This is a genomic window from Streptomyces sp. NPDC060064 (genome assembly GCF_042736455.1).
In the GTDB taxonomy this organism is placed as follows: domain Bacteria; phylum Actinomycetota; class Actinomycetes; order Streptomycetales; family Streptomycetaceae; genus Streptomyces.
Genome location: NZ_JBHWWF010000005.1, coordinates 283,240 through 307,999, shown reverse-complemented (window position 1 = coordinate 307,999; position 24,760 = coordinate 283,240). Strand labels below are relative to the sequence as shown.

Below are 24,760 nucleotides of genomic sequence, written 5' to 3'. Positions count from 1 at the left end.
AACTCCCGTTGATAGCAATGCATCAACGACGCAGAACGCTCACGGTGACGCTCGTTGAAGACAGAGAAGAGAGGGGCTCAGGCCCCGTTGATAACCCGCGGGCCGAGCAGGGCGACGTTGGTCTTGGACTCGACGAACGAAAGGGCTGCCAGGTCCCGGATCATGCGCGGGTCGAGCTAGAGCCTGTCTCCTTGCTGGAGAAGCCGCCCAGCCGAACGGAAAGTCTGGCGACCCAAGGGGACTGCTCGGCTACGGTCGCTGGGGAGGTATACGCGTGTCCTGGCCGTCTGTGATCATCCTTGTCCCCGCGGAGCGACGCCCGTCCCTTGAGCGGCGAATCCGTGCCTTTGAGCTCGTACCGGATCCTGTGACGGGTGACGAAAGGCTGCACCGGCACGGGTACTCGTACTACATCGACCTCTCGGGCGGGATCCTGGCGGACTACGAGCCGGAAGAACTCGAGCAGGTGACGACTCGGGTCGGTGAACCGTACGCGGTCTACGTGTCGTGCCAGTCCATGGATGCGGCTCGGGCCTTCCTCCGCGACGTCCTTCCTGGTGTCGACGGTCTTGTCGACACCAACCATTACGAGATCCTGCAGGCGAGCGAGTTCCTCACACTAGTAGACCGTTATCCCGGATGGGACTGGCGTCGCCAACCGAGCACAGACCTCGAGTAGACCGGCTCACGTCGGCGTCCTGTCACCTGCGGGACCAGATCAGAATGGCAGCGAGGTGTGAGGGTCGGCAGGGTATCGTCGCGGCCCGCGGTCGGCAGCACACTGTTCAGCTGGGCGAGGAACGTCTGCGCGGCCAGGGTCGCCTCGGTCTGCGGGCGGGACCCGCGGCAGGCGAACAGTGGGGCCGGATGCCGGCTCGTCGTCAGGGTGTGTTCGGGCCTGTGACGATCGGGCCGTTGTCGTGGGCGTCCACCGGGGCGGCCACGGGGATCGTGGTGACCAGGGCCAACGTGGCACAGCAGACTGCCAGAGCAGGAAGAAGCGCGCGGGGGCGCCACGATGAGGTTCGCACGGGGAGCTCGATCAGTCGGTAGCCGGCCGCGGCGAGCAGGAGGGACACGCCGATGGCTACGGACACCTTCGTCACCTGGCTCCACTCCGGGTGGTTGACGCACAGGCAGATCCATACGGGCCAGTGCCACAGGTAGAGGCCGTAGCTGCGGTGCCCGAGCCAGAGGAGCGGGCGGGACGAGAGTGGCCTGCGGAAGCGGTCCCGGTGGGCGGCGGCATCGATCAGCGCGACCGCGGCGAGGCCTGCCACAGGGAGCTGCCAGGTGTAGAAGGCAGCCGAGTCGATGTCCGCGGTGCACCACAGCCAGGCGAGGACCGCCACCGCCGGCCAGGAGAAACGGGCGAACAGGCCCGGGCGGAACGCGATGACGGCTCCCAGCAACAGGGCCCCGGCGCGGGTATCGGTGCCCAGGTAGGACCGTTCCGGAGTGCCGGGGAGGTAGAGGAGGTGCGCCAGCAGGTAGCAGACCGCGGCGGCTGCGAGGAGGAGGTGGGGGTGGCGGATTCGGCAGCGGCCCCAGGAAGTGAGCCCGATCAGCAGGACCGGCCAGACCAGATAGAACTGCTCCTCGACGGCCAGGGACCACAGGTGGTTCAGCGGGGCTTGCTCCTGGGCGACGTCCCAGTAGTCGACGTGTCCGAGGACCGCGTACCAGTTGGACGTGTAGCTGAGGGCTGCCATCGTCTGGGCGTTCACGGTGGGGCGCAGGCCCGGAGGGTCCTGGAGGAGCATCCATGCCTGGACGGCTCCGACCACCAGCAGGACGGCGGGGAGGAGCCGTTTCACCCGCCGGAACCAGAAGCTCCACAGTGAAGGGCGTGGGGTCCGGGCTCGTTCCGTCAGGAGCAGCCAGGTGATGACGAACCCCGAGATGACGAAGAACAGGTCGACGCCGAGAAATCCGCCGCCCAGTCCGGTTCCGTAGTGGAAGGCCATGACCGCTGCGACGGCGACGGCGCGCAGGCCGTCGATCGAATCGATCCTCCGGTGGGGTGTCTCTTTCGCAGCTGTGGCCGGACGCTGTTCGACGGCCAGCGACACCTCAAGCACCGTCCTTGGCGAACATCGCGTTCAGTGCCCAGTTGGCCAGCCGGGCGCGGGCGGGTTTGGTGGGGTGCTCAGTGGGGTCGTAGACCTGTGTTCCCGCCAGAACGTCGGGACATCCGTCGTCATTGCACAACTGACCGCGCAGATCGAGCAGTCTCACACCGGGGTGTTTTGCTGAAGCCTCCCGGAGGACACGGTTCATCACCAGAGCGGAAGAGCGGTACTTCGGGTTGCCGACCTGCTGTGACGTCATCAGGTACAACGGGGTGTCGCGGCTGGTCAGAATGGAGATCGCCTGGTTCAGCCGGTCCCGGAAGGTCGTCTCGTGGCTCGGGGACGTGAGATCACGGGTCTCCTCCTCGCCTGCCAGCCGCTGCGGGGTGACATCCCAAAAACCGACGGTCAACAGGGTGGCATCGGGCTTGTACTTCGCCAGATAGGAGGGCCACTGGGTAGGCCATGCGCGGCATGCCTCCGGGTTCTCCTTACCCACGGGAAGCAGGATTCCGCAGCCACCGAGTCCCGCGTTCACGACGGTGTTGCGAGAGGTAGCGACCTCGCTCATGCCCTGACCAATGCTGGCTGACCAGGAGTCCCCCACCACCAGGACGGTCTTCCCGGTCACCTCGGAGGAGAGAGAACTGGGATTTGAGCAGCCGAGGACCGACTCAGCAGGTCTCGCAACGGGCTGGTCGATGGGCTGACAGGCCGCGGGCAGGAGACGGGCTCGGGGCCACCGGTCGTGGTGCGGCGGCCGGCACAACCTTGCCGTGTCCGCACGCGCCCAGGACCAAGAGCTCCCAGGCACTTGACGAAGGGGTGCGCCCGGCCGGGCGCACCCCTTTTCGCGTTGAGACCCGCATGCTCCATCGTTCTCACGGGGCCGCGTCGCCGGTCGGCGCGCGCGGTCAGGACGGGCGGGCGCCGGGTGTCACCCGGACGCCAGCCGGTCCCCCTCGGGGGTGTTCGAGAGCCAGCAGACGCCGCCCGCTGGGATCCAGGCGACCCGGTCAAGTGCTGCGACGACCCGATGGAGGACGGCGTCGTCGCCACCGGCCCAGGGTTCGAACCCGGTGTCGCCGATTTCTCCAATAGCCATCAGGCCACCCCTCACCACGTCAGCGAGCACCTCGCCGGCCAGGGCTCGGAAGTCGCCGCTCGACGGCTCGGCCGCCTCACGTGCGAGCCCGATCAGCCGGTCCACCGGTACCCAGTCGTCCAGACCCTCGACGAGAAGCTCACGGACGATGACCTCATTGTCCATCGGGTAGATGCACCTTCATTCCTTTGCCGGTGACCGGGAAGATGTCAATCGTCTCTCCGCCGGACCGGGACGCAGTACGCCACTGGATGACCGTTCCGTCCGCAAGCTTGTAGACGTCCGGGATCTTCGGCCCTCGGGCCGGCAGCCGCTGCGCACCGGCGGTCCACTGATCGAACGCCCCGCGCATCTCCGCGACGCTCGACATCTCCTTGACGTGTGGCTGCTTCCCCTTCGGAAGGGCGTCGAAGCCGGACTTCCATACACCGCAGCCGTTCGCGTTGTGCACCAGAAGGGGCGTGTCGCCGGCCAGTACATAGAAGGTGTGCAGGTTGGCAACGGTGAGGTTGTGGACCGTCCGGTCCTGGTCGGTCCACAACCTGACCGCGCTGATCTGGACGCGCGTGCCCGCGCTGGTGCGTAGCCACCCGCCCGGCTCCAGCTGCTGCGCCGTGGCCCACGCCTCGAGGTCGTCGACCCAGAATGGGTGTCCTTCGGTCGCGGTGACCGTGGTAGTGCCGTCGTCGGTACGTATCGTGACGTCGACCAGGTTCTTCTGGCCCTGGCCGGTGATGTGGGCAGTGACAGGCTCGGCCTGCGTAAGGCCGCTCTCCGGGTCACCGGCGAGCACTCGGTCGCCCACCTGTACCTGGTCGATGGGCAGGCGTGAGCCGTCTGCCATCACCACCGCGGTTCCGCCGGGAAAGCTGTTGCAGGTGACGGCTTCCTCGCCCTTTCGGGCCTTCTTGACGTCCTCGGCGGTCAGGAGACGGTCGCCGGCCCGCAGCCAGTGCAGGACGGACAGCCCTCCGAGTACCCGTTCCTTGGTGCCGAGCTTCTGACCGGTTACCACGTCCTTGCCGACGATGGCCTCGACGACACCCTTGCCGTCGCCGACACCCGGCAGCAGGTCCAGCAGCAATGACATTCTGCGCTGCTGTTCGGCCTCGTCCAGACCTGAGGAGCCGGCCCCCCAGGTGTCCCCGATATGGGAGAAGTCGAAGTCGATCCCCGGCATGTCGCGGAGCTTCTCGGCACCCTTCTTGATGCCGGGTACGTGCTTGTTGGCCTCCTTGACACCCTTGTTGGCCTGGGCGATGCCCTCGTTCATCTCCTTCATGCCCTTGTTGGCCTTGGAGATGCCCTTGTTGGCCTGGGACAGGCCACTGTTGACCTCGGCGACGCCCGCGTTCATCTCCCTCAGGCCGCGGTCCATCTTCGCGAAGCCTTCGTTCATCTGGTCGAAGGCAGCGTTGAGTTCAGCGAGGTCCTTCTCGAAGTCGAAGATCGGCTTCGCGTCCGGGTACTTCGGGGGTGTGTAGTCCGGGAAGTAGTCCCCCAGCGCGACGGTCAAGAGGGTGAGCGTCAGCAGCGAGCCGCTCTGGTCGCCCAGCAGATCATCCGCCTTGGCCAGGTTGGTACCCAGCTTGTCGAGGTGGGGTTTGGCGCTCTTGAAGGTCTTGACAGCCTGTTCCAGGAGCTTCAGCTGCTGCGCAGGGTCAGGGACGCTGGTGGGGTCCACCAGGTCCAGCGGCTTGAGGGCCTCCAGCGCCTTGAGGTTCTTGTCGAACTCCTTGAAGCTCGCTCCGTGATCCTTCATGGCGTCCTGTGTGACGAACAGGAACAGGCCGACGCCGGCGCCGAGTTTGACTGCCTTTCCGGCGAACTCCTTCAGGCATCGTGGCCGTTCGAGCAGCGGCAGACGGTCGCAGTTCGCATACTGCGCCACCTTTAGCGCGATGGCCGCCAAGCGCTCCACGCGGCTCTTCTCCGCGGCCGCGGCCGGGGCGGTGGACGCCATACCGCCGATGAACAACATGGCCAGTGCGACGACGTACGTCGCGATTCTTGATCTGAGATTGCGGTGCATGCATTCCTCGACCGGCGCTCGTCGATATCCTCCGACGAGCGCGGGTTCTCGTTCCCCGTGACAGTCCGACTGTCTTGTTACTGGCGCGTAGCCAATTGGTCATGCGGACCATATCTCACGACATGTCACCGGGTCGGCGGCCCCCTGCTGTGACGGAGGACCAGAATCCGCCGGGAGATCGTCCGCAGAGACACGTGCCGGCTCCTGGCCGGCACCTCTCGCACCCGTGTTCCCGAGCCCCGCGACGAAACCCGCGACTAGGACGAGGACTTGGGCGAGGACGTCGACGGCGAGGAAGCGGCGACGGTCAGCCGGCCCGCGAAGGACCTGCCGCGGTTCTCCGCTCCTCGCGAGGCGCGCCAGTCGGCAGCGTTCATCGAGCTGCGGGTCCTCAACCCTGAGCGGGTGCACCGGCGGCGCGGCATCCAGGCCGCCCAGTGCTACGCCAAGGAGCACCAGGACCTGCGCGTGCCGTACGGCTACCGCACCCCGGCCGACTGGCCCCCCGCCGACATCCCGCTGGGTGTGTGGGTCACCGACTGACGCCGGCACTACAACGCCGGCCGCCTGGACGCCGACCGCGCCGCCCAGCTCCAGGACCTCGGCATGGTCCGGTCGCACCTCGACGCCGGCTTCGAAGAGGGCCTGGCCGCAGCGGCCGCCAACGTCCGTGATGGCAGGCTACTCTCCGCGTCCCGACGACGCAGAACAGGCAGTATCAGCAACCACCCAGCCGCGCATCGCCGGTGAGCATCCTGCGTAAGCGCCAACGGTGCAGATGCCCCTGGCGACGTGTCATCCCTTCAGCCATCCAGCAGCGAGGCCACGCGACCGCACCCAGAACCCGGCCCGTGGCCCCACCCCACACGTGAAAAGCAGAGAGGGCTCCGCGCCGGGATGTCGTGAGCGAGGGCGGGCGGTCAGGACTCGCGTCTCGGACGACCGGGCCCATACCGCTGCGGCGGTCTCCGTCGTGTTCGACGAGCCGAACCTGGTGGCGGATGCGGGGCGCCGGTGCTGCGCCTGGCGGAGCGTGCGCGGCTGCCGCAACTGACCGATCAGGCGATCACCCCCTGCCCGCAACGACCGACAGTGCACCAACCCGCAGCACAAGCCCCTCAAGCTCACTTCCGACGCCCGTCACCTGGATCGGGAGATGGCGATCGCGGTCGACGTGAGCCGGTTCAGTCTGGGATGGCAGCGTCGACTACGGCGGCGGCTACGGTGCGGGCCGCTGTTTCGGCGCTGGGGTCGCGGTCCAGCCAGGCGCTGATGCCTGCGCCGTCGTAGAGGATGACCAGTTGGTGGGCGAGTGACTTTGCGTCCTTGGCGCCTGCCTGCTGCGCGAGGTCGAAGAACAGCTCGTGCAGCCAGGTGCGGTAGTCCTGCGCGGCCTGTTCGACGACACTGCCGGGTGGCGCGTCGGCGCTCGCGCTGATGAACGCACAGCCACGGAACCCCGGCTCGGTGAACGACAGGCCCTGCACCTCGAAGGCGCCGACCAGTCGCTCTTTCGGGGTGTCGTAACGCGCTTCGAGCTCGCGCGTCATGCGCTCGACGGTCGCTGCGTGTCGCGCCTGGAGGTAGGCCCGGACCAGGCCGTCCTTGCTGCCGAAGGCACTGTAGAGCGTTGCCTTGGCGACTCCGGCGCGCTCGATGACGCGGTCGATCCCGACCGATTGCACGCCCTCGGCGTAGAACAGCTCGTCGGCGGCAGCCAGCAGCCGCGCCCGCGCTGCCGCGCTGCGTTCCCGGGGTGAAAGCACCTTCTCAGACATACGCAAACATTAGCAGACAGGTCTGTCTGTCTTCAATTGGTTGCCCATCACCCTTGACATAGCCAGACAGGTCTGTCTAAGTTCGAGATTGCCAGACAGACCGGTCTGGATAACGATCCTGAAAGGCGCATCCCATGTCTGTGGAGCGCGAGGACAACCTCGATCTGCATCCCATTGCTGCCCTGGTCACCGGGGCAACGTCCGGCATCGGCCGGGCGGTCGCCAAGCGGCTCGCCGCCGACGGAATGTCCGTCGTCGTGGTCGGCCGCAATGCCCAGCGCGGTGCCGAGACCGTCAACGAGATCACCGCGGCCGGCGGCCACGCCCGGTTCGTCGAGGCGGACCTTGAGGACCCGGCCGGCATCGACCGGCTCGCCGCGGAGGTCGGCGAGATCGACGTCCTGGTCAACAACGCCGGGCAGTCCGTCTGGGCACCGACGGAGGACATGAAGGTCTCCGAGTACGACGCAATGTTCGCCAGTAACGTCCGCGCACCGTTCTTCCTCGTGGCCGCGTTCGCACCGGCGATGGCGGCAAAGGGATCGGGCAGCGTGATCAACATCGGCAGTATGGCCGGCAGCCTCGGCCTGGCCACCGGTGCCGCGTACGGCGCGACCAAGGCCGCGCTGGCGTCCCTGACGCGAGGCTGGACGGCCGAGTACAGCGGCCGTGGCGTCCGCTTCAACACTGTTGCGCCCGGCCCGGTCTACACCCGCCCCGAGGCCCGCGACCTGTTCGACGCACTCGCCGAGACCACCGCGATGAAGCGCGCGGCCGAGCCCGCTGAGATCGCAGAAGTCGTCGCATTCCTCGTCTCGCCGAAGGCCGGCTACGTCACCGGCGCGACCGTCGCCGTCGACGGCGGCCGCACCGCCATCTGACCCTGCCTGCTCTGAGAGGAAATCACACATGAGCAACACCGTTTACGGCCTGAGCGTCGACGCCGCCGACGCCGAGAAACTCGCCCACTTCTGGGCCGAGGTACTCGGGCGGGACATCGCCTCAGGCGCGAGCCCCGAATTCGCCACGCTCAACCCGGACGGGGCCACCCCGCGGCTGAGCTTCCACCAGGTCCCCGAGTCGAAGTCGGTGAAAAACCGCCTGCACCTCGACCTCATCAGCCCCACCTTCGAGACCGAGTCCCAGCGGCTGATCGCGCTCGGCGCCTCCCGGATCCGAGACATCGCCCAGGGCTCTGCCCGCTGGACGACGTTCGCCGACCCCGAAGGCAACGAGTTCGACCTCATCGCGGGCTGAGTCAGCAATACGACCGAGGAATACGCACCCAAGTCCGAGCGAACGCGTCCACGACCGGGTCGCCGGCACACACGCACAGGAGTTGCAATGAACCAGCCCGTTGTTCTGATCACCGGAGCGCTCAGCGGCATCGGCCGCGCAACCGCCGTCGCCTTCGCCAAGAAGGGCGCGAAGGTGGTCGTTTCCGGTCGGCGCGATGAGGCCGGCAAAGCACTGGCCGAGGAGCTGCGCTCTTTCGGTTCCGAGGCCGAGTTCATCAACGCCGACGTCCGCAAGGAGGATGACGTCCGCGCCCTGGTCGACGAGACCGTCGCACAGTTTGGCCGCCTCGATGTCGCTGTGAACAATGCCGGCACCGAAGGCCGGCCCAGCCCGATCACCGACCAGACCGCGGAAACCTACGCCGCAACGTTCGACACGAACGTCCTCGGCGTCATCCTGAGCATGAAGCACCAGGTGCGCGTCATGCAGGGACAGGGCAGCGGCAGCATCATCAACATCTCCTCGACCTATGGGCACGAGGGTGCGGCCGGGGCCTCCGTCTATGTCGGGAGCAAACATGCCGTCGAAGGCATCACCAAGTCGGTGGCTCTGGAGGTCGCCGAGTCGGGAATCCGCGTTAACGGCGTGGCGCCCGGCCCCACAGATACTGGCATGCTGACCCGTTTTACCGGCTCGCCGGAGAACAAGGCGGCTCTGATGTCGGGAGTTCCGCTGGGTCGCCTTGGCCTCCCGGAGGAGCTCGCCGATGCAGTCGTCTTCATGTCATCGGACGAAGCTTCATACATCACCGGCCATGTCCTCAACGTCGATGGCGGTCACACCGCCAACTGAGGTGTCCAGGCGCGGAGGTTCGCTCCGCGCCCCGGTTGGCCCGGTTGGCCCGGTCGTGAGTGGAACCGCTCATCCATGCCGGTCGGCAATGCCGGTCTCGCAGGGCCGCCGGCGACGGTGGCGCTAGCGGCGGAGAGCGCGACATCCAAGAGAGCTGACGGGCCTCGCGGGCAGACCCGCCGCCCTCTTAACAGACAGGCATGTCTTTCCATATCCGAATAGAACGTTCGGCCTACCCATTACTTCGCGCCCAGGAGGCGTACGGCGATGCAGCAGTACACACACGACACGGTTCCGTCCCAATTCGTAGAAGCAGGCGGGGTCCGGTACGCCTACCGGCGCTTCGGTGAGCCGAACGGCACCCCGCTGGTGTTCTTCCAGCACTTCATGGGGAATCTCGACGACCACGACTCAGCTCTGACTGATGCCTTCGCCCAGGAGCGGGAAGTCATCCTCTTCAACAACGCCGGCGTCGCCACCAGCGGTGGCCGGACTCCCGACACCATCGAGCGGATGGCGCGGGACGCCGAGGCGTTCATCGATGCCCTCGGCCTGACCGTCATCGACGTCCTCGCCCATTCCATGGGTGGTCTGGTGGGGCAGCAGGTCGCCCTCGACCGCCCCGAACTGGTGCGCAAGCTGGTCCTGGTCGGAACCGCGCCCCGTGGCGGCCAGGGCCTGGGAGCCATGCCCCCCAAGACCGAGGCGCTCTTCTTCAAGACGTACGACCGGCAGGAGGACATGTGGCTGCCGATCCTCTTCTCTCCCTCCAAGGAAAGCCAGGCGGCAGGCCGCGCCTATGTCGAACGGATCACGGCCCGTTCCGACCGCGACGCGCCCGTCGCCCCACAGGCCGTCCAGGCCCAGGCGGCAGCGATCGGCACCTGGGGCGCGCGCAAGGACGGCACCTATGGTTACCTGGCCGACCTCAAGCAGCCCGCCCTTGTCGTCAACGGCAATAACGACATCATCATCCCCACCGTCAACTCCTATCTGCTGCAGCAGCACGCCCCGAACGCCCAGCTCATCCTCTACCCCGACGCCAACCATGGCGCGCATCACCAGTACCCCGAGCTGTTCGTCAAGCACGCCAAACTCTTCCTCGACTCCGAGTAGGAGTCGGCGAGATCAGCCGCGTGCGCTTTGCGGCGCGGTGGGCGTAGAAACCATGTCAATCGACATGATGATGGGCGAGGTGATGCAGCGGCTACCTCGTGGAGGACTACATGACTACTCCGGAACAGAACAAGGCACTGGTGCTGGAAGCGTTCGACACGCTGTTCAACCAGCGTGACTACGTCGCCGCCGAAGATTTCTGGTCCGAGCGCTACATCCAGCACAGCGCGCACATCGCACCAGGACGCGCGGGTTTGTTCGACCTGATCCGCTCGCTGCCGGACACCCTGCGCTACGAGCACCAGCTCGTCCTCGCCGAAGGCGATCACGTCATGCTCTACGGCCGCTTCAGCGGCAATGGCAGCGACGCCGCCTCGGTGGCGGCCGACGTGGTGCGCATCGAAAACGGCAAGCTCGCCGAACACTGGGACGTCCTACAGGATGAGGCGACCCACGCTGAGTCCGTCAGCGGCCTGCCAATGTTCGGTGACCAGTTCCCGCCCGACCGCTGACCGGCTCCGCCGCATGCCTGTTTCCACTCGGGCAGTTCCTCGCCGGCCGGCGACGGTGCGACATCACGAGTCCGGTCCCGGGGTAGCCGCCGTCGGCGATCGTCGTGGTGTGGCCGACGGCGAACGGCGGCCTTGGCGCCGGACCGCCCCATGCCGTGCAGTCGTTGCGGTTGCCCGGCAGTGACTGTCCGACCACGACGACCAGACGGGTGTCGGCGTCGATGATGACCTGGTGGTTGGTGGAGTAGCGGTAGCTCTTGGACTGTTCGGCGATTGTGTGGTCGCGGGTCGGACCAGGCTGCCGTCGACGATGAGCACGGTGTCCTTCGCGAAGCGTCGCCGGGGCTGCAGTGCCAGCAGCGGGCCAAGGTGATCGATGATGCGGTCGACCGTGGACTTCGAGATGCCGAACAGCGAGGCGAGCTGGCGCATCGTCAAGTTCGTGCGCCAGTAGGCCGTGACCAGCAGTGTCGGGTCGTCCAGCGGCAGGCTCCACGGCCGGCCCCGATGGATGGCATCGACACCCGCGCGACGCAGCACCGTCACCAGCGTTGCGAACTGGCGCGGGCTCAGCCCGGTGAACGGGCTATCCAAGACAGCTCCGACGCCGTGATCACACCAGCCACAGCAAGATCATTCCACTGCCGCTGATCCCTTCGGCTGGTGAGGGTGGGTGCCGGACGCAAAGGCGAGAATGTGGCAGACCGCTTCACCCAGGCTCCCGAAGTGACGATGTACGCCATCCACCGCCACAGGAGCGTTGACCCCCCACACCGTCATGCCGGCACGCAGCCCGGACTGCACCCCGGAGGGGGCATCCTCGATAACCAGACAGTCCTCCGGCTCGGCACCGAGCCGCTTGGCAGCCAACAGATAAGGGACAGGTGAGGGCTTGCCTTCCTCGACGGAGGCAGCATCCACGATGACGTCCGGGACCGACAAGCCTGTCCGGGCAAAGCGTCCGCGCACCCGGTGCTCGTAATTCGACGTCACCAGCGCCCACGCCCCCGGGGGCAGAGCGTCCAGCAGCTCAGACGCACCGTCGAACGCCGAATACACGCCGGACCGCACGTCCTCGTCCTCCAGGTCATGCAGCGCGGCGAGGCACTCCCGCGGGTCACGGTTCGGAACGACATGCGCGAAGGTCTCCATCGGCCTCGTCCGCAGCGCCACTTGGTAGACCTCATCGGGATCCAGCCCGTATCGCTCGGCCCACACTCGCCAAACCCGGCGCTGGTTGTCCACGGCATCAATCAACGTGCCATCGACATCAAACAGGACATACTTCTTGGCTCCGGGCTGAGCAGGTTCACCGATCACCCCTTGATCATGCCATCAGGCCCCCGAGCAAGCAGTTTGCGGGACAGTCCTTAGGCAAGCTGAAGACCACGCGCTACTGAACTTGATTGGGTGATGTCGGGGCGTTCGGCTGAGCGGCGGGCAGTGGGGCTGTAGATCTGGCTGGGCGAGGCATGCGCAGGGCGGCGGCTTGACCGACGCGGAGAGGGCTGCGAAGGAGCGGGTCCGCCTGGATGCCGTGGCCCGCATCGAGGCCGGCGAGACAAACAACGCCGTCGCTGCTGCGCTGCGGGTGTCAGAGCGGTCGGTGGAGCGGTGGCGTCGACAACGGCGCGAGGGCGGTGCCGCCGGCGTCGTCTCGAAGGGGTCGCCCGGACGTCCCATGCTCTCCGAAGGGCAGATCGCCAGGCTGGAGAGAGTTGGCGCGTGCTCCGCTCGCGCATGAACTGGTCTGGGACAACGTCCGCATGCACCTGACCAAGCCGCTGCGCGAGTTCATCGCCGCGAACGCCGACTGGCTCACCGTCTTCCAGCTGCCCACCTACATCGGCAACCTCGTCGCCGTCGACCTCAGCCGGATCACCCGAGCAGTGAAGCGAAAGCTCAAGATGATCCAGTACCGTCCCACCTGATCGACGGCTGCCTGACGCTGGGCTCGAGCAAGGGAGAGGGTCACGAGGACAATGCGGCCCGCTCGGAGTCGGCCAGCAATATGCAGAACTCGTTGCCCTCCGGGTCGGCGAGAACGACCCAGCCCCAACCGTCGGGCTCGCGGCGATCGGCGACCAGGGAGGCATCCAGGCTCAGCATATAGCAGCCTCGAAAAACCGGCGCTAAGTCCTGCCGGAGCTCCGGGGGCTTTGACCTGGGTTATGTGGCGTCGGAACCTTCAGCGGTCGTGTTGATCGACTGTCCTCTCGGACCGGCCGACCAGCGGCTCAAGTGGTGGATGCGGAGGGAGCCGCTCAGACGGTTGCCGCGAACGCGTCGACACCTGTGAGCTCGGCCGAGAACTTCCACAGCCGCGCCGCCTGCCCGAGGTCCGTCGCGTAGGCGCGTACGCCCCCGGTGAGCTCACCCTCGCCCGCGGGCTCGGCGATGTCGCAGTCCTCGCAGTAGACGCCGCCCATGCCCGCCAGCTGCGGGGAGGTCGCCGCCCACACTTGCGTCGCCGCACCCTGATCCGGGGTCTTGAACGCGGCGTTCGCCGGGTTGCCGTCCTCGTCGATCCAGCCGGCAGCGAGCATCTCCTCCCTGGGCACGTGGCGCGCCAGCTGGGTGGCAATGGCGCCGGGGTGCACCGAAAACGCTCGTACACCGGCGTCCCGGCCGAGCGCATCGAGCTGTACGGAGAACAGTGCGTTGGCAGTCTTCGCCTGCCCGTATGCCTGCCACTTGTCGTAGCCGTGCTCGAACTGCACGTCGTCCCAGTGGATGCCCGAGAGCTGGTGGCCGTTGGAGGACACCGTGACGACTCGCGCCCCGCCCCGCGCGATCGCCGGCCAGAGCCGGTTGACGAGCGCGTAGTGGCCGAGGTGGTTGGTCGCGAACTGCGCTTCCCAGCCGGGTCCGACTCGTGTCTCCGGGCAGGCCATGATTCCGGCGTTGTTGATCAACAAGTCGACGCCGCGGCCGGAGGCGATGAAGCGTTCGGCGAAACCGCGGACACTTGCGAGGTCGGAGAGATCCAGTTCGTCGACCTCCACGCTGTCGATGGCGGCGACCGCCTCCTGAGCGGCCGCGCGGCGCCGGGCGGGCACCACGACATGGGCGCCGGCGCCGGCGAGCGCCCGCGCCGTCTCCAGCCCAAGGCCCGAGTAGCCGCCGGTGACGATCGCGAGCTTTCCGGTCAGGTCGATCCCGCGCAGGACCTCCTCCGTGGTGCTCTTGGCTCCGAAGCCTGACCCGATCCTGTGCTGAGGAGTTGCCATGCTTCCAAGCTACGATCCGGAACGCGCTCGAAGTCAAACGCATGGCCGAGCTCTCGCCGGGTTCACTCCGGCGAGGGGGTGTCCCAGTAGTTACGGGCAAGAAGTCCCCGCGGTGGCTGCGGTGGCGGCCACCAGCCCGGCGGTGATCACGGCGCATGACCTGTAGCGGTCCGACAGCGGGTCGGCGAGGAGGAATCCGGCGGCGTAGGCGAAGCCGAACGCCGTGGCGGTCCAGGTGTCCTGGCACGGTGTGGTGCCGAACGAGGTGGCCATCGGGTGCAGCAGAGCCAGGACGGTGTACATCTGGCCGGCCATCAGGACGCCGAGCGGTCAGCAGGTCGATGGTCGCGGCGGCGGGTGCCCAGTTCGGCGGCTGGTCCGGCGCACGGGTCACGATTGCTGTCCGGGGGAATGTGGTGGGGTGGGACATGAGTGCTCCAGAGATGAATTCTGGTCGGCCGACCGCGTCTTTGGGAGCGGCATGAGGGGGCGACGGCGTCGCCGCGACAGGCGGAGGTCAGCGATGGGCGAAGCGGTTTCTTGCGTGTGCGGGGCGGAACGGGGCCCATGCCAGGTTCACGGGCGACGCGATGTGGATACAGGCCGCTTGTTTCCTGGGTGCGCGGCACCACCCTTGCGCGATGGACCGTGTGGCCCGCAGCACCGGGGCCCGTCGGCAGCCCGGAAATCAGGGGTCCGCGGTGGGTGCCCCCGGCCGCGGGTGGAACGGCCGGGGAACGATGAAGGGGAATGCTCAGGCGGCGGGGGTGTTCAGCACGTACGCGCGCGAGGCGTGCACCTCGCTGCGCAGGGCGGGCAGGTCGACGTCGAGGACCTGGCCGTTCCACTTGCGGGGTTCGCCGTTGACGAGGACGGCGCTGATGTTGCGGGCGTCGGAGCCCAGCACAATGGTGCCGATCGGGTCGTTGAGCGGCATGTTGTTGATGTCCTCGGACTGGATGACCAGCAGGTCGGCCTTCTTGCCCGGGGTGAGTGAGCCGGTGACGCCCCCGAGGCCGTTGGTGCAGGCGCCTTGGAGGGTGGCGAAGTCCAGGACGTCGTACGTGGTGATCCGGGAGGGCTGCTGGTCGGTGCCGTAGACGGCGTTGACCGCACGCATTCGCTGGATGGCGTGCAGTGCCCGCATCTGCGTGAACATGTCGCTGGCCAGGGCGACTTCGACATCGATGCTCAAGCCGGGGCGGATGCCGACGGACAGGGCCTCGTCGACGGCGGGGATCGCGGTCTCCAGGCCGATCTGCGCGTCGGAGGTGGGGGCCAGCGCCACGGTGGTCCCGGACTCCCCCATCGCCTTCCACGCCTCGGCGGTCAGTCCGGTGGAGTGGATGAGGGTGACGTCGGAGCCGAGGATGCCGTCCTTGGCCCAGCGCCGCACGGCCGCGGAGGACGACGTGCCGAAGACGGCGTCCACGCTCACACCGATCCCCAAGTCCTGGGCAGCACCGGCGAGTTCCGGCCCGTACGCGAGAGTGGGGCCCGCGATCTCGTCGGTGGCCAGGGCGGCCAGGCGCAGCGTCAGCAGCTGATCGTCGCTGCTGAAGTACTGGTCCTTGAGCCGGGTTAGGTCGCCGGGCCACTGCCGGTCCCAGTCGCCGAAGTGCGGGCCCATGGAGGCGTGCACGCCGCGGATGCCGGTGTCCAGGAGGGCCTGGATGGCGGCGTCGGAGTGCTCGCGGGTGCGGGAGTTGTGGGAGAAGTCGAGCATGGTCGTGATGCCGCTGTCGATCGCGGTCAGGGCGGCCAGTTTGGTGCCGATGTACATGTCCTCGGGCCGGTAGACCGTGGCGTAGCCGGCCAGGGTGGCCATGACGTAGCCGCCGAGGTCGTCGACGTCCGGCATGATCCGCCGCAGCTGGGCCTCCCAGGCGTGCCGGTGGGTGTCGACGAAGCCGGGAGTGATGATGGTTCCGGTGGCATCAACGACGACGGCGTCGCCCGCGCTGAGGTCGGGGCCGACCGCGGTGATCGTGTCGCCCTCGACGAGCAGGTCGCCGCAGTCGATGACGCCGAGGTCCCGGTTCATGGTGACGATGGTCGCGCCGCTGAACAGGATGCGCCGCCGGTCGGCCGGCTGGCGCCGGAGCTGTTCGAGGACGGCAGCGCTGGTCGTGTCGTTGACGTTCATGAGGGGTCTTCTTTCCATGTGCCGGTGAGGCCGGACTGGTGTGCCGTCAGGGGCGGTCGAAGCTGCTGGACCACCAGCCTCGGCCGCTCCGCTGCGGCTAACCACGCCGCCGTTTCCCCAGGTGTCGCGCACCCAGGCTCAGGACGTGCCCCGGCACGCGATTCCGGGGCCGCACAAGGGATCAGCCCAGGTGCATGATGTAGCCGACGTGGTGCAGTTCGTCGCCCCGGAACTCTCCGACGGCCCAGAAGCCGAGGTCGTCCAGGTAGTCGATGCGGTCGCCGTCGATCCAGTACCTGCCCTGGTAGGCGTGCGGGCGGCCGCCCCGGGTCTCGTCGTACCGGCCGCCGGCGGTGAGCTCCTGGTGCAGGAAGTCCTCCTGGTCGATCCAGACGCCTACCCGCGGGCTGCCGGTCAGGTCCGGTGAGGCCGGGATGCCCGCCTCGGGGGCAGTGACCCGGCCGGGGGCGTCGGCGCCGGCCCACAGGACGGGCTTTCCGGCTGCGACCAGTGCGCGGACCTGCTCCGGCTGGGACATGAGCGTGGCCACTGCGCTCGGTACGTCGGCGGCGAGTTCGTCGGGCACCACCAGCAGGTCGCTGGTGGTGCCCGGGGTCAGCGTCGCGGCGTACTCCGAGCGATGGCCTCGGCCGTCGGCCAGCGCGACGGTGTCGACGACGGCGGGGACGATGGTCATGCCCGTGGAGTCGGCGACGATGGCGTTGTCGTCCTCCGCCGCGGTGAAGAGGGAGGGGCCGACCGCCACGATCAGGGGGCCGACGAACAGGATGTCGGCACCGGTCATCGTCCCGATCAGCGGGTCCGTCGTCAGGATGCGGGCGTTGGTGAACAGGACGGGACGTCCGGCGTCGTTCGAGAGGATCTCGTCGAGGGCCTTGGAGTTCCAGCCCACGATGTCCGTGTCGGTGATGCTCATTGCTCACTCCTCAGTGAGTTGGTTCATTGGTGTGCGCGATGCGCGAAGTGGGCTCCTGCAAGCCGTGCGGGTGATTGGTAGCGCCGGGCGGCTGCTGGTCCATCACCTTCGGCGTGCTCCGGAATCGGAACCAGGCCGCCGTGTCCCCAGGTGCGCGGCACCCACGGTCAGTGCCGCTCGGTGCGGTGGTGATCGTGGAGCGGTCCCAGATGGCCTGCTCATTGCGGGATGGTGCTCATGCCGCCCGTGATGTTGAGATCGCTCTGGGCTGTGCACGAACCCTTCGGCGGTTACCTCGCCGATGCCAATGGACGCGCCGGTCACGACGGCCGTACGTCCCCTCAGTGGGGTTCCTGCCATGACTCCGGGCATGGCCGGTCACCTCGGTCGCTTGCGAGTCGTTTCCACGAGAGGTGCAGGATGTGGCGCCGGTCGCGATCAGGCGGGCGATCAGCCGCTCCTGGCCGGTGAGTTGCTCGAGCGCGCCGACGGGCTGCCTGATCGCGTGCTCGCCCGTGGCGCGGAGCTCGCGGGCCGCGCGGCGAAGGCGGCAGCACCGAGGGTGGAGCGCGTCCGGTGGGCGGTGCGCAGCTGCTCCGGGCCCGTGCCCGGTCACGCCAACAGTCGCCGCGAGGCCTGGAGTCGGTGATCAGCGAGGCGTCCCCCTCCCCAATCTGCCCCGGCCGGCCCCTCCGTCCGGCCGGGGCTCCCGCGATCACCGCTTCGCCGCGCGAGGATAGGCGGATTTCACCGATGCGGTGCCGCTGGTACGCACGGAGCCTTGAGGCACAGGTGCGGCGCATCCGCCCACGTGGCCGACCCCGTTGCGAATCCCACCAGAGCTCGCCGACCGGACCGGCCAGGCCCCGCCGGCCGGCGCCGCTGCCGGGCACACAGCTGCACGCGGGCGCCCACCAGGTCTCCCCGACCGGCGGCCGTGTACTGCGCCACCAAGCACGCCGTATGAGCCATCTGGGAGGGACTGCGCCAGGAAATCAGCGTCACCACCATCTCCCCCGGCGTCTCCGCGTCCGAACTCGCCGAGGCCATCTCCGCCCCGGAGGGCCGCGAGAGGACGCGTACTTACCGCAGGGTCGTCATCCCGGCCTCGTCCGTCGCGGCGTCGATCGCGTTCGCCATCGACCACCCGCCTCAGTCGACGTCGGTGAGATCATCGTCCGTCCCACCGCCGGCCGGGCCTGAGCCGTTCGCCGTCCCCTCCGAGCGGTGGGGAGGGGACGGTGTCATCAGCTCGCGCAGACGGCGGGGGCGAGTTTCTTTGGGTGCAGAGGGCCGGGTCGCGCGCGAGCAGGTAGGAAGTCAGGTGTCGGTGAGAGCCCGGCCGGATTCTTCCTGCACCGTTTGTGTCGATTCCCCTCGGCCGGCCATGGAACGGAGTTCGGCGAAGGCAGCCGCGGTGGCACTGGCCGACTCGGCCTGGTAGACGACGAGTTGCTGGTGCGGGGCATCGTTGACCGTGAAGGCCGAGAGCTGGATTTCCAGAGCGCCGACCTCGGGGTGTGTGACGTTCTTCGCCTGCTGGGTCTTGCCCTTCACCTCGTGCCGTGCCCACAACGCAGCGAATTCCAGGCTCTTCGCGCGGAGCGTGTAGACGACTTCGGTGATCCGCGGGGAATCGGGGTCATATCCGTAGGCCGCGCGAATTTCGGCGACGCAGGAGTTCGCGGCCTTCTCCCAGTCCTGGTAGAAGGTACGCCCGGCCGGGTCGAGGAAGACCATACGGGCCAGGTTGTCGAACCGCTGGAATCCACTGTGCAGGGCCGCGGCGAGGGCATTGTGCGCCAGGGTGTCCAGGGCCGGTCCCAGGACGAAGGCAGGGGTGTCGGGCCAGCTGTCGAGCAGTTGGAGGAGCTGGGGGCTGATCCGGTCGTGACCGGCGGAAACGCTGCGGCGTTCCTGAGGCGCCCGGGTAAGTCTGCGCAGGTGGTCGAGTGCCTCGTCGTCGAGGCGGAGGGCGGCGGCGACCGCGTCGATCACCTGGGGCGATGGGCTGGTCTCCCGGCCCTGTTCCAGGCGCATGTAGTAGTCGGAGCTCACGCCCGCGCGCATGGCGACTTCCTCGCGGCGCAGCCCCGGTACCCGCCTGCGGCCGTGCTCCGGCAGGCCTACATCCTGCGGCTTGAGGGCTTCGCGCCGTGCTCTGAGGAACTCTCCCAAAGGAGTGCTGTCGCTCATGACCCCAACCTAGTGGAGGAGCATGCCGGCCGCCGGTGGGCGGAACGTCCGGGCGTCGGGCGATGCCACGCCCGCGAGGTCGGCCGTTTACGAGATTCAGGCCGCAGGGCCCGGTCCGCGGCGCAACTGGTGTTTCGCGCTGCCGGTGCCCATCGCCGTCGCCGCGCTGGTCACGGCGCCCCGGCTGCTGCCGTCCGACACCCCCGCAGCCGGGCGTGGACGAATCGATGCTCCCGGTGCACTGACCGCCACCGGCGGCCTGCTGCTGCTCGTCTATGCAATCGCGTAGGCACCCCAGCGCGGCTGGGCCTCCGTCTCGACGGTGGTGCTGTTCGTCGTGGCGGCTCTGCTGCCGGCCTCGTTCGTACGGATCGAGTCGCGCAGCCGCCGCCCTCTGGTGCCACTGCCGTCTCTGAGCCGGCGCAGAACCCTGAGGACCAATCTGACGATCTTCGCGATGTGGGGTGCGTACACGTGCCAAGGTCCGGTCATCTGCGGACGGACGCCGGTGCCTGCTGCCGTCATGTTCGGGCAGGAGCTGGGAACTCCCTTACGTTCGCAATTCCTCATTGGCAGCCGAGTCGTCGTGGGGCGTCGGGCGGCCAATCGATGGAAGCCACAAGCGGCAGAGGTTTGAGAGCCACACCCGACGCTCCTGGGTGGGCCAACCATACGAAGGGCTCGCCCGGTCCCGGGGAAGAACGTAGGGAAGTTTTGAGCGGCGGATGCCACTGCGGCATCGGGAGAGCCAGTCGAGCGCTTTACGCACCGGTTTCGCGCACTCTGGCCGCTGCTCACGGCACAGTGAAGGCATGAACGCAGACGATAGGAACCTTCTGGCCCGGGGACGCGTGGCGACCAGGCTTCCCGCGCAGGACCTGGACCGGGCACGGCGTTTCTACTCCGAGCAGCTCGGTCTGGAGCCCGTCGATGAGCGGCCCGGCGGCCTGTTGTACCGGTGTGGGGGTGTGGAGTTCGCGCTGTTCATGTCGACGGGAGCCTCTCCCGGCACCTTCACTCAGATGGGGTGGCAGGTCGACGACATCGAGGCAGCTGTGGCGGAGCTCAAGCAGCGCGGCGTGGTGTTCGAGGAGGTCGAAGTGCCTGGGTTCCGGACGAGGGATGGGATCGCGGAGATCGACGGGAACTATCCGAGCAAGGGCGCACGGGGTGAACGCGCCGCCTGGTTCCGCGACAGTGAGGGGAACCTGCTGGGTGTCGGCGAGCTGGTCTTCTGAGCAGAGCACCCGGCCTCACTGACAAGCTGATCAGACTCGGTCAGAGTTCGGCGAGATCGGTCAAGGTTCGATGAGATGGGACAGCGAGCAAAGGGACGGGCTGCCCGGGGGAACCAGCACAGTGTCACTGGCGGATGCCGCATGACGCTCTGGCTGGCTGGAAAGGCGCCCACAACCGGCTGCAAATGTGGGCGATCGACGGCACACGGGAGCGGGTCTTCGCAGCCCTGCTCGCCGAGGCCGACGCCGAAGGCGATCTGGACTGGGTGGTAGCAGTCGACTCCACGATCGTCCGCGCTCATCAGCACGCCGCCGGGGCACGTCAAAAGGGGCCCCGGGCGGCGAGCCGAAACAGCCTAGTCGCTGTCCCCCGGCTTGACGTGGGTGGACGCGGTGTCCGTGTTGTTGCCCTTGTGCCGGTCCGCGTCGTCGCCGAACACCCTGGCGGTGTTCTTCACGGTGGTGGGCTTCAAAACGTTGGCCGCGGTGCCGGTCACCTCGATCTCCACGCGGTGGCCCTTCTCCAGCGGACCACCCGTGCAGGAGAGGAGGCCGTTGGTGATCTCGCACCCTTCGGTGGGCGTGGTGGGCGACAGGATCTTCGCCGGGATGTCGTCGGTCAGCGACCAGCCGGAGGAGCCGCCCCTCCCTTCGTTCTTCACGGTGATGCGGTAGGTGACTTCGCCGCCCGCCTCGACGCTCTTGGTGCCGTGCTTGCGCACCGCCAGGTCGGCGGACGAGTCGAGGAAGCAGGAGGTGGCGTCGAGGTTCGTCGCCGGGGCCGTGGTCTGCGTCGACAGCACGGTGAACCACGGGTTGGAACCGGTCGCATTCTTCACGTGTACCCGGATGAGCTGTCCGGAATTGCGGAAGAATCCGAGGTCGCCATTGCCGTACGTGAAGACGCCGCCGAAGTCCTCACCCCCAGGAAGAACACCCGGGAAGAAGTCCACGCTCTCATTGGCGATGTCGATCCGCGTGATGGCGCCCGAGTCGGTCGAGCCCCACAGGAATCCGCCACGGAACGCGATGTCGAAGACGTCGAGTTCCGGGTCGGCCAGCTCGGGGACGTTGATGACACCCGTGACCGAGTGGGAGTCGACGTCGATCTGATAGATCTCCCCCGTATTGTCGGCCAGGACGTAGTAGTTGCCCTCCTTGTCGAACGTTCCCGAGATGTAGAGGGCGGACGGCAGACCGGCGATGGCCCCAAGGTTGGTGAAGTCTCCATTGCCGTCGAAGCGGACCAGGTCGTTGCTCGCGTTGCCGAACGTGGTCGCGTAGAGGAAGCGATCGTGCGGGTTCACTCCGATGGCGTTGTAGAGGAACGGTGTTGGGTCGCCCAGCGGCGTGAACTGGACCGTTCCAGGCCCTCTGTGGGCGGTGTAGAGCTGGTCCGGGTCACCGGACGAGACGTAGACCTGCCCGTCGCACGCAACGGGATTCCGATCGGGGTACTTCTGCGCGACAGCCGCCGCAGGGGCCGGGACGGCACCGGCCGATGACGCCGGCAGGCTGGAAGCGAGCCCTGCGACGATACCCACCGCGCCCAGCGCGGAAAGGGCACGCAGCCGCCGCTTTCCGTGGTTCGGCCTGTATGTTCCTCGAATCACGAACATGCACCTTTCACTGCTCAAGGCGGACAGGGCCCTATGGCGGGCCCCCTCAGTGTGTGCCGGATGTGACGGACAAAGATCAGCACAAGGGATGTCGGGTCGGATATCACGGCTCGGGCTTCGGAATGGAGTTCGCCCCAATGCACCAGGCCAACGTCTGGGCCATTTCTTTCAGATCATCAGAAAGTTGGCCCGGCCGTGCCGTTGGCTGACGCACTGGGTAAAAACGTGCCGCGCGGCGATCCGTCAGTTTTAGACCTAGCTGGTCGGCGGGGTTCGACACTTGCTGTGCTCAGCCTGGCGCCTCGACGCCGTCAGTGAAGAAGCGCAGCAGATGCTGTACCAGTGCGCCAGGCCGCCGAGCGCGCAAATGTGCCGCAGGACCCGGGCGTGCCTCAGCTCACCGCCTGCTTCACGAGCGCACCGATCCTCGCCTCCACCTCGGCCGTCACCTCGGTCAGGGCGAAACCGGCCGCCCACATCGTGCCCTCGTCCAGCTTCGCCTGGTCGCTGAACCCGAGCGTCGCGTAGCGCGCCTTGAACTTCTCCGCGCTCTGGAAGAAGCAGACGACCTTGCCGTCCAGCGCGTAGGCGGGCATCCCATACCAGAGCTTCGGCGCGAGGACCGGGGCGCTGGCTGTGATGACAGCATGGACGCGCTCGGCCATGATCCGGTCCGAGTCCTGCATCTCGGCGATCTTCGCGAGCACCTCCCGCTCCGCCTCCGCCGCCTTGTCCGCGCGCGAGCCGCGGCGGGCGGCCGTCTTCAACTCTTGGGCGTGGTCCTTCATCGCGGCCCGCTCCTCGGCCGTGAATCCCTCGTGCTTACTGCTTTCGGTGCTACTCATGGCAGATCTCCCTTTGTTGATCTGATGTGGCGGGATCTCGGGCGTGTGTGGCGACACGCCATCACTCCATCATCGGCACGCACCGTGCCGATCGAAACTGAATGCTGCGCGCAGTCCTCGGCATTGTCAACGGCACGGCACGTGCCGATAGAATGGGGGCATGAGCGACACGCCCGCCACGCCACGGCGCCGAGGCGCCGCGCGCACCGAAGAGCTGCTGCGGGTAACCCTCGAACTGGCTGCGGAGGTCGGTTACGCGGGCCTGAGTATCGAGGCGGTCGGCCGACGGGCCGGGGTAGGAAAACACACGATCTACCGGCGCTGGCCGTCCAAGGCGGCGCTGCTGCTCGACGCGCTCAGCCGCGTGTGGACCAGCGACCTGGACTACCGCGACACCGGGGACGTCCGCAGGGATTTGCGCGAACAGTTCCTACGTTCAGGCTTCGCCCTCTCCAGCCCGCCGATCGGCCCCATCTACCGCGCCGTTATCGCCGAAGCGCAGGCCGATTCCACGCTGCGGGCGACCCTGCACGAACGATTCCTGATCACCGTCGAGCAGAGCACCCTCGCTCGGATCACCCGCGCCCAGCACACCGGTGAACTGGCCGCGGAAGCGAACCTGGAATTCGCCGCCGAGGTGTTGTGCGGCACTCTGTACTACCGCAGCCTGCTGTCAACCCGCCCCATCGACGAGGGCGCAGTCGACGGGCTGCTGGACATGTTCATGGCCGCATACGGAACCACCCCAGGGCCTGTCTGATCATTGATCTTGTGGTGGGTCGTGGAGAGTTGACGGATGTGGCGTGGGAGCGGATAGAGCCGCTGGTGCCGGGTGTTGACCGGCGGGGGCGTCCGTGGCGGGACCACCGGCAGGTGATCAACGGTGTGCTGTGGCGCCTGCGGACTGGTGCTCCGTGGCGTGATCTGCCGGAACGCTATGGACCGTGGCAGACGGAGTACGAGCGGTTCACCCGCTGGGAGGCGGACGGGACCTGGGCCCGCCTGCTGGGCGCTGCGCCGCCGCCTGATGCGGTTGTCCTCCAGGCTTTTCTGGCACCCGTTCCGGGACACCGAGCGGGGCGGATCGCCGGCGGCCCGGGGGGAGCTGCGCCGCCTGCTCCACTCAGAGGAGGAAGGGGACACACATGGCCGATCACCTCATCGAGCGGCAGATGGGCAACCTCCGGTGCATCACGGGGTGGATCGCCGAGGCGGCAGGAGCGCCGGCGTCGACCGGTCCGGTGATGACTCCGGCCTGTTCCATCCGGCGGAGCTGATACGCCACCGACGACGTGCTGGACAGACCGACGCTCTTACCGATCTCGCGGATCGTGGGGACCTCTCCGCACTCGGCAACTGACGCCCGCCCTGCCGCGCCAGGCCTTTTGTCCTGTTGATTCGGATGCGCGACACCCCGCCTCAGGAGTTCGGCCGTTCGTGCAGTGCAGAGCACCTGGCCGAGCGAGACCCGCCTGCTCTCGACCACTCAACGCCCGTACTGTCTGCTGCCGTTGAGGTCAGATGGCGATGTCAGGTTGGATGGCTCCATGGATCGTCTCGTGGCTGAGCTGTTCACCGAGGGTGGGAACGACGCAATGGTGCGCCTGCCGGGCCGCCGGTTCCCCGGCGTTCTGATCCAGGGTGACTCCCTCTCCATCCTCCGAAGCGACCTTGCTGAAGCGGTGGAAGCCCTTCGACCTGCTGACACGCTGCGTCGCCGCCCTGGAAGCGCACGAGATTCCGCGGCCGTACTGACGTCGCCAAGTCCGTCGGCAGCTCAATAGTCCCAAGGTTGATACTGAAGCTCTCCCTGGAAGTGCTGCAGGGAGTTACCGACTCCGTC

29 protein-coding genes and 5 pseudogenes are annotated in these 24,760 nt (G+C 67.5%); 16 read left to right on the top strand and 18 right to left on the bottom strand.

Translation table 11 applies throughout. The features are described 5' to 3' along the window. Positions 1–77: 77 nt before the first annotated feature. Complete coding sequence (locus tag ACFWDI_RS09545) at positions 78–164, bottom strand: hypothetical protein (protein WP_385302468.1); 87 nt, start codon at positions 162–164, stop codon at positions 78–80. A gap of 110 nt (positions 165–274) precedes the next feature. On the opposite strand from ACFWDI_RS09545, the gene ACFWDI_RS09540 reads away from it, so the two are divergent. Continuing rightward, positions 275–679, top strand: a complete 405-nt coding sequence (locus ACFWDI_RS09540) for a hypothetical protein (RefSeq protein WP_385302436.1) — start codon at positions 275–277, stop codon at positions 677–679. Between the two features lie 202 nt (positions 680–881). Here the strand turns inward: ACFWDI_RS09540 and ACFWDI_RS09535 are convergent, their stop codons facing one another. From ACFWDI_RS09535 to ACFWDI_RS09520, 4 genes are all read right to left on the bottom strand, one after another. Next, positions 882–2,072 carry an acyltransferase family protein gene (locus tag ACFWDI_RS09535; protein ID WP_385302434.1) on the bottom strand — a complete coding sequence of 397 codons (1,191 nt, stop codon included), beginning with the start codon at positions 2,070–2,072 and terminating at the stop codon, positions 882–884. Position 2,073: 1 nt separating this feature from the next. Continuing rightward, positions 2,074–2,703 (bottom strand): SGNH hydrolase domain-containing protein, encoded by a 630-nt coding sequence (locus ACFWDI_RS09530; protein ID WP_385302432.1) that lies wholly within the window; start codon positions 2,701–2,703, stop codon positions 2,074–2,076. Positions 2,704–3,009: 306 nt separating this feature from the next. Then, complete coding sequence (locus tag ACFWDI_RS09525; protein ID WP_385302430.1) at positions 3,010–3,342, bottom strand: hypothetical protein; 333 nt, start codon at positions 3,340–3,342, stop codon at positions 3,010–3,012. Then, positions 3,332–5,209: a polymorphic toxin-type HINT domain-containing protein gene (locus ACFWDI_RS09520; RefSeq protein ID WP_385302429.1), complete on the bottom strand. Its 1,878-nt coding sequence runs from the start codon at positions 5,207–5,209 to the stop codon at positions 3,332–3,334. Before ACFWDI_RS09520 ends, ACFWDI_RS09525 begins: the two co-directional genes overlap by 11 nt. 270 nt (positions 5,210–5,479) lie before the next feature. Here ACFWDI_RS09520 and ACFWDI_RS09515 point away from each other — a divergent pair, with 270 nt between their 5' ends. Beyond that, on the top strand, positions 5,480–5,752 hold the full coding sequence (locus tag ACFWDI_RS09515; protein WP_385302427.1) for a hypothetical protein: 273 nt from the start codon (positions 5,480–5,482) through the stop codon (positions 5,750–5,752). Positions 5,753–6,393: 641 nt separating this feature from the next. On the opposite strand, the gene ACFWDI_RS09510 is transcribed toward ACFWDI_RS09515, so the two are convergent. After that, positions 6,394–6,987 carry a TetR/AcrR family transcriptional regulator gene (locus ACFWDI_RS09510; protein WP_385302425.1) on the bottom strand — a complete coding sequence of 198 codons (594 nt, stop codon included), beginning with the start codon at positions 6,985–6,987 and terminating at the stop codon, positions 6,394–6,396. Positions 6,988–7,121: 134 nt separating this feature from the next. Between ACFWDI_RS09510 and ACFWDI_RS09505 the strand changes: the two genes are divergently transcribed. The 5 genes from ACFWDI_RS09505 to ACFWDI_RS09485 all read left to right on the top strand — a co-directional run bounded on the left by ACFWDI_RS09505 (position 7,122) and on the right by ACFWDI_RS09485 (position 10,706). After that, entirely contained in the window at positions 7,122–7,868 is a 747-nt protein-coding gene (locus ACFWDI_RS09505) for an SDR family NAD(P)-dependent oxidoreductase (protein ID WP_385302422.1), read from the top strand. A gap of 28 nt (positions 7,869–7,896) precedes the next feature. Next, on the top strand, positions 7,897–8,244 hold the full coding sequence (locus ACFWDI_RS09500) for a VOC family protein (RefSeq protein ID WP_385302420.1): 348 nt from the start codon (positions 7,897–7,899) through the stop codon (positions 8,242–8,244). Positions 8,245–8,331: 87 nt separating this feature from the next. Continuing rightward, the gene (locus ACFWDI_RS09495) at positions 8,332–9,078 is read left to right on the top strand and encodes an SDR family NAD(P)-dependent oxidoreductase (RefSeq protein ID WP_385302418.1); all 747 of its coding nucleotides are present in this window, start codon (positions 8,332–8,334) and stop codon (positions 9,076–9,078) included. A gap of 267 nt (positions 9,079–9,345) precedes the next feature. Then, on the top strand, positions 9,346–10,194 hold the full coding sequence (locus tag ACFWDI_RS09490; RefSeq protein WP_385302417.1) for an alpha/beta fold hydrolase: 849 nt from the start codon (positions 9,346–9,348) through the stop codon (positions 10,192–10,194). A gap of 110 nt (positions 10,195–10,304) precedes the next feature. Beyond that, positions 10,305–10,706: an ester cyclase gene (locus ACFWDI_RS09485; protein WP_385302415.1), complete on the top strand. Its 402-nt coding sequence runs from the start codon at positions 10,305–10,307 to the stop codon at positions 10,704–10,706. A gap of 17 nt (positions 10,707–10,723) precedes the next feature. Here the strand turns inward: ACFWDI_RS09485 and ACFWDI_RS09480 are convergent. Together ACFWDI_RS09480 and ACFWDI_RS09475 are read right to left on the bottom strand one after the other, a co-directional pair. Next, positions 10,724–11,332 (bottom strand): annotated as a pseudogene (locus ACFWDI_RS09480) (transposase family protein); the annotation flags it as partial. Between the two features lie 7 nt (positions 11,333–11,339). Then, entirely contained in the window at positions 11,340–12,026 is a 687-nt protein-coding gene (locus ACFWDI_RS09475; RefSeq protein WP_385302413.1) for an HAD family hydrolase, read from the bottom strand. A 217-nt stretch (positions 12,027–12,243) separates the two neighbouring features. On the opposite strand from ACFWDI_RS09475, the gene ACFWDI_RS09470 reads away from it, so the two are divergent. Next, a complete protein-coding gene (locus tag ACFWDI_RS09470) occupies positions 12,244–12,450 on the top strand; it encodes a helix-turn-helix domain-containing protein (RefSeq protein WP_385302467.1) in 207 nt (68 codons plus the stop codon). Further along, positions 12,425–12,637, top strand: coding sequence for a hypothetical protein (locus ACFWDI_RS09465; protein ID WP_385302477.1), 213 nt, complete (start codon positions 12,425–12,427; stop codon positions 12,635–12,637). Before ACFWDI_RS09470 ends, ACFWDI_RS09465 begins: the two co-directional genes overlap by 26 nt. A gap of 40 nt (positions 12,638–12,677) precedes the next feature. On the opposite strand, the pseudogene ACFWDI_RS09460 reads toward ACFWDI_RS09465, so the two are convergent. The 5 genes and pseudogenes from ACFWDI_RS09460 to ACFWDI_RS09440 all read right to left on the bottom strand — a co-directional run. Further along, a pseudogene (locus ACFWDI_RS09460) lies at positions 12,678–12,815 on the bottom strand (VOC family protein); the annotation flags it as partial. Between the two features lie 155 nt (positions 12,816–12,970). Continuing rightward, positions 12,971–13,936, bottom strand: coding sequence for an SDR family NAD(P)-dependent oxidoreductase (locus ACFWDI_RS09455; RefSeq protein WP_385302411.1), 966 nt, complete (start codon positions 13,934–13,936; stop codon positions 12,971–12,973). A gap of 90 nt (positions 13,937–14,026) precedes the next feature. After that, positions 14,027–14,251: a hypothetical protein gene (locus tag ACFWDI_RS09450; protein ID WP_385302408.1), complete on the bottom strand. Its 225-nt coding sequence runs from the start codon at positions 14,249–14,251 to the stop codon at positions 14,027–14,029. Positions 14,252–14,690: 439 nt separating this feature from the next. Continuing rightward, positions 14,691–16,082, bottom strand: a complete 1,392-nt coding sequence (locus tag ACFWDI_RS09445; protein WP_385302406.1) for an amidohydrolase family protein — start codon at positions 16,080–16,082, stop codon at positions 14,691–14,693. 181 nt (positions 16,083–16,263) lie between these two features. Then, positions 16,264–17,019: an Atu4866 domain-containing protein gene (locus ACFWDI_RS09440; RefSeq protein WP_385302404.1), complete on the bottom strand. Its 756-nt coding sequence runs from the start codon at positions 17,017–17,019 to the stop codon at positions 16,264–16,266. A gap of 906 nt (positions 17,020–17,925) precedes the next feature. Between ACFWDI_RS09440 and ACFWDI_RS09435 the strand changes: the two are divergent. Further along, positions 17,926–18,222: pseudogene (locus ACFWDI_RS09435) on the top strand (SDR family oxidoreductase); the annotation flags it as partial. Positions 18,223–18,339: 117 nt separating this feature from the next. Here ACFWDI_RS09435 and ACFWDI_RS09430 read toward each other — a convergent pair. Continuing rightward, positions 18,340–19,215 carry a helix-turn-helix transcriptional regulator gene (locus ACFWDI_RS09430; protein WP_385302402.1) on the bottom strand — a complete coding sequence of 292 codons (876 nt, stop codon included), beginning with the start codon at positions 19,213–19,215 and terminating at the stop codon, positions 18,340–18,342. Between the two features lie 22 nt (positions 19,216–19,237). On the opposite strand from ACFWDI_RS09430, the gene ACFWDI_RS09425 reads away from it, so the two are divergent. Next, positions 19,238–19,504 (top strand): hypothetical protein, encoded by a 267-nt coding sequence (locus ACFWDI_RS09425; RefSeq protein WP_385302400.1) that lies wholly within the window; start codon positions 19,238–19,240, stop codon positions 19,502–19,504. On the opposite strand, the gene ACFWDI_RS09420 is transcribed toward ACFWDI_RS09425, so the two are convergent. Next, positions 19,489–19,740, bottom strand: coding sequence for a hypothetical protein (locus ACFWDI_RS09420; RefSeq protein ID WP_385302398.1), 252 nt, complete (start codon positions 19,738–19,740; stop codon positions 19,489–19,491). The two genes, ACFWDI_RS09425 and ACFWDI_RS09420, sit on opposite strands and share 16 nt — an antisense overlap. 287 nt (positions 19,741–20,027) lie before the next feature. On the opposite strand from ACFWDI_RS09420, the gene ACFWDI_RS09415 reads away from it, so the two are divergent. Next, positions 20,028–20,453 carry a VOC family protein gene (locus ACFWDI_RS09415; RefSeq protein WP_385302397.1) on the top strand — a complete coding sequence of 142 codons (426 nt, stop codon included), beginning with the start codon at positions 20,028–20,030 and terminating at the stop codon, positions 20,451–20,453. A 356-nt stretch (positions 20,454–20,809) separates the two neighbouring features. Here the strand turns inward: ACFWDI_RS09415 and ACFWDI_RS09410 are convergent, their stop codons facing one another. Together ACFWDI_RS09410 and ACFWDI_RS09405 are read right to left on the bottom strand one after the other, a co-directional pair. Continuing rightward, complete coding sequence (locus ACFWDI_RS09410) at positions 20,810–22,066, bottom strand: DUF6923 family protein (protein WP_385302395.1); 1,257 nt, start codon at positions 22,064–22,066, stop codon at positions 20,810–20,812. A gap of 398 nt (positions 22,067–22,464) precedes the next feature. Further along, positions 22,465–22,917 (bottom strand): iron chaperone, encoded by a 453-nt coding sequence (locus tag ACFWDI_RS09405; RefSeq protein WP_385302393.1) that lies wholly within the window; start codon positions 22,915–22,917, stop codon positions 22,465–22,467. A gap of 160 nt (positions 22,918–23,077) precedes the next feature. On the opposite strand from ACFWDI_RS09405, the gene ACFWDI_RS09400 reads away from it, so the two are divergent. From ACFWDI_RS09400 to ACFWDI_RS09390, 3 genes and pseudogenes are all read left to right on the top strand, one after another. Further along, positions 23,078–23,677, top strand: a complete 600-nt coding sequence (locus tag ACFWDI_RS09400) for a TetR/AcrR family transcriptional regulator (protein ID WP_385302391.1) — start codon at positions 23,078–23,080, stop codon at positions 23,675–23,677. 11 nt (positions 23,678–23,688) lie between these two features. Further along, positions 23,689–23,946: pseudogene (locus tag ACFWDI_RS09395) on the top strand (transposase); the annotation flags it as partial. A gap of 116 nt (positions 23,947–24,062) precedes the next feature. Continuing rightward, positions 24,063–24,194 carry a hypothetical protein gene (locus tag ACFWDI_RS09390; protein WP_385302475.1) on the top strand — a complete coding sequence of 44 codons (132 nt, stop codon included), beginning with the start codon at positions 24,063–24,065 and terminating at the stop codon, positions 24,192–24,194. A gap of 23 nt (positions 24,195–24,217) precedes the next feature. Here the strand turns inward: ACFWDI_RS09390 and ACFWDI_RS09385 are convergent. Next, positions 24,218–24,370: pseudogene (locus ACFWDI_RS09385) on the bottom strand (hypothetical protein); the annotation flags it as partial. Between the two features lie 94 nt (positions 24,371–24,464). Between ACFWDI_RS09385 and ACFWDI_RS09380 the strand changes: the two are divergent. Beyond that, complete coding sequence (locus ACFWDI_RS09380; RefSeq protein WP_385302389.1) at positions 24,465–24,701, top strand: DUF6959 family protein; 237 nt, start codon at positions 24,465–24,467, stop codon at positions 24,699–24,701. Positions 24,702–24,760: the final 59 nt, after the last annotated feature.

Excerpts from the sequence above, each read along its gene's own strand:
- ACFWDI_RS09490 (WP_385302417.1), top strand. The coding sequence starts at position 9,346 with ATGCAGCAGTACACACACGACACGGTTCCGTCCCAATTCGTAGAAGCA.
- ACFWDI_RS09445 (WP_385302406.1), bottom strand. The coding sequence starts at position 16,082 with ATGAACGTCAACGACACGACCAGCGCTGCCGTCCTCGAACAGCTCCGG.
- ACFWDI_RS09525 (WP_385302430.1), bottom strand. The coding sequence starts at position 3,342 with ATGGACAATGAGGTCATCGTCCGTGAGCTTCTCGTCGAGGGTCTGGAC.
- ACFWDI_RS09505 (WP_385302422.1), top strand. The coding sequence starts at position 7,122 with ATGTCTGTGGAGCGCGAGGACAACCTCGATCTGCATCCCATTGCTGCC.
- ACFWDI_RS09500 (WP_385302420.1), top strand. The coding sequence starts at position 7,897 with ATGAGCAACACCGTTTACGGCCTGAGCGTCGACGCCGCCGACGCCGAG.
- ACFWDI_RS09390 (WP_385302475.1), top strand. The coding sequence starts at position 24,063 with ATGGCCGATCACCTCATCGAGCGGCAGATGGGCAACCTCCGGTGCATC.
- ACFWDI_RS09420 (WP_385302398.1), bottom strand. The coding sequence starts at position 19,740 with ATGACGGCAGCAGGCACCGGCGTCCGTCCGCAGATGACCGGACCTTGG.
- ACFWDI_RS09450 (WP_385302408.1), bottom strand. The coding sequence starts at position 14,251 with ATGGCCGGCCAGATGTACACCGTCCTGGCTCTGCTGCACCCGATGGCC.
- ACFWDI_RS09545 (WP_385302468.1), bottom strand. The coding sequence starts at position 164 with ATGATCCGGGACCTGGCAGCCCTTTCGTTCGTCGAGTCCAAGACCAAC.
- ACFWDI_RS09425 (WP_385302400.1), top strand. The coding sequence starts at position 19,238 with ATGCCGGCCGCCGGTGGGCGGAACGTCCGGGCGTCGGGCGATGCCACG.
- ACFWDI_RS09415 (WP_385302397.1), top strand. The coding sequence starts at position 20,028 with ATGAACGCAGACGATAGGAACCTTCTGGCCCGGGGACGCGTGGCGACC.
- ACFWDI_RS09405 (WP_385302393.1), bottom strand. The coding sequence starts at position 22,917 with ATGAGTAGCACCGAAAGCAGTAAGCACGAGGGATTCACGGCCGAGGAG.
- ACFWDI_RS09440 (WP_385302404.1), bottom strand. The coding sequence starts at position 17,019 with ATGAGCATCACCGACACGGACATCGTGGGCTGGAACTCCAAGGCCCTC.
- ACFWDI_RS09510 (WP_385302425.1), bottom strand. The coding sequence starts at position 6,987 with ATGTCTGAGAAGGTGCTTTCACCCCGGGAACGCAGCGCGGCAGCGCGG.
- ACFWDI_RS09380 (WP_385302389.1), top strand. The coding sequence starts at position 24,465 with ATGGATCGTCTCGTGGCTGAGCTGTTCACCGAGGGTGGGAACGACGCA.
- ACFWDI_RS09430 (WP_385302402.1), bottom strand. The coding sequence starts at position 19,215 with ATGAGCGACAGCACTCCTTTGGGAGAGTTCCTCAGAGCACGGCGCGAA.
- ACFWDI_RS09485 (WP_385302415.1), top strand. The coding sequence starts at position 10,305 with ATGACTACTCCGGAACAGAACAAGGCACTGGTGCTGGAAGCGTTCGAC.
- ACFWDI_RS09400 (WP_385302391.1), top strand. The coding sequence starts at position 23,078 with ATGAGCGACACGCCCGCCACGCCACGGCGCCGAGGCGCCGCGCGCACC.
- ACFWDI_RS09520 (WP_385302429.1), bottom strand. The coding sequence starts at position 5,209 with ATGCACCGCAATCTCAGATCAAGAATCGCGACGTACGTCGTCGCACTG.
- ACFWDI_RS09495 (WP_385302418.1), top strand. The coding sequence starts at position 8,332 with ATGAACCAGCCCGTTGTTCTGATCACCGGAGCGCTCAGCGGCATCGGC.
- ACFWDI_RS09455 (WP_385302411.1), bottom strand. The coding sequence starts at position 13,936 with ATGGCAACTCCTCAGCACAGGATCGGGTCAGGCTTCGGAGCCAAGAGC.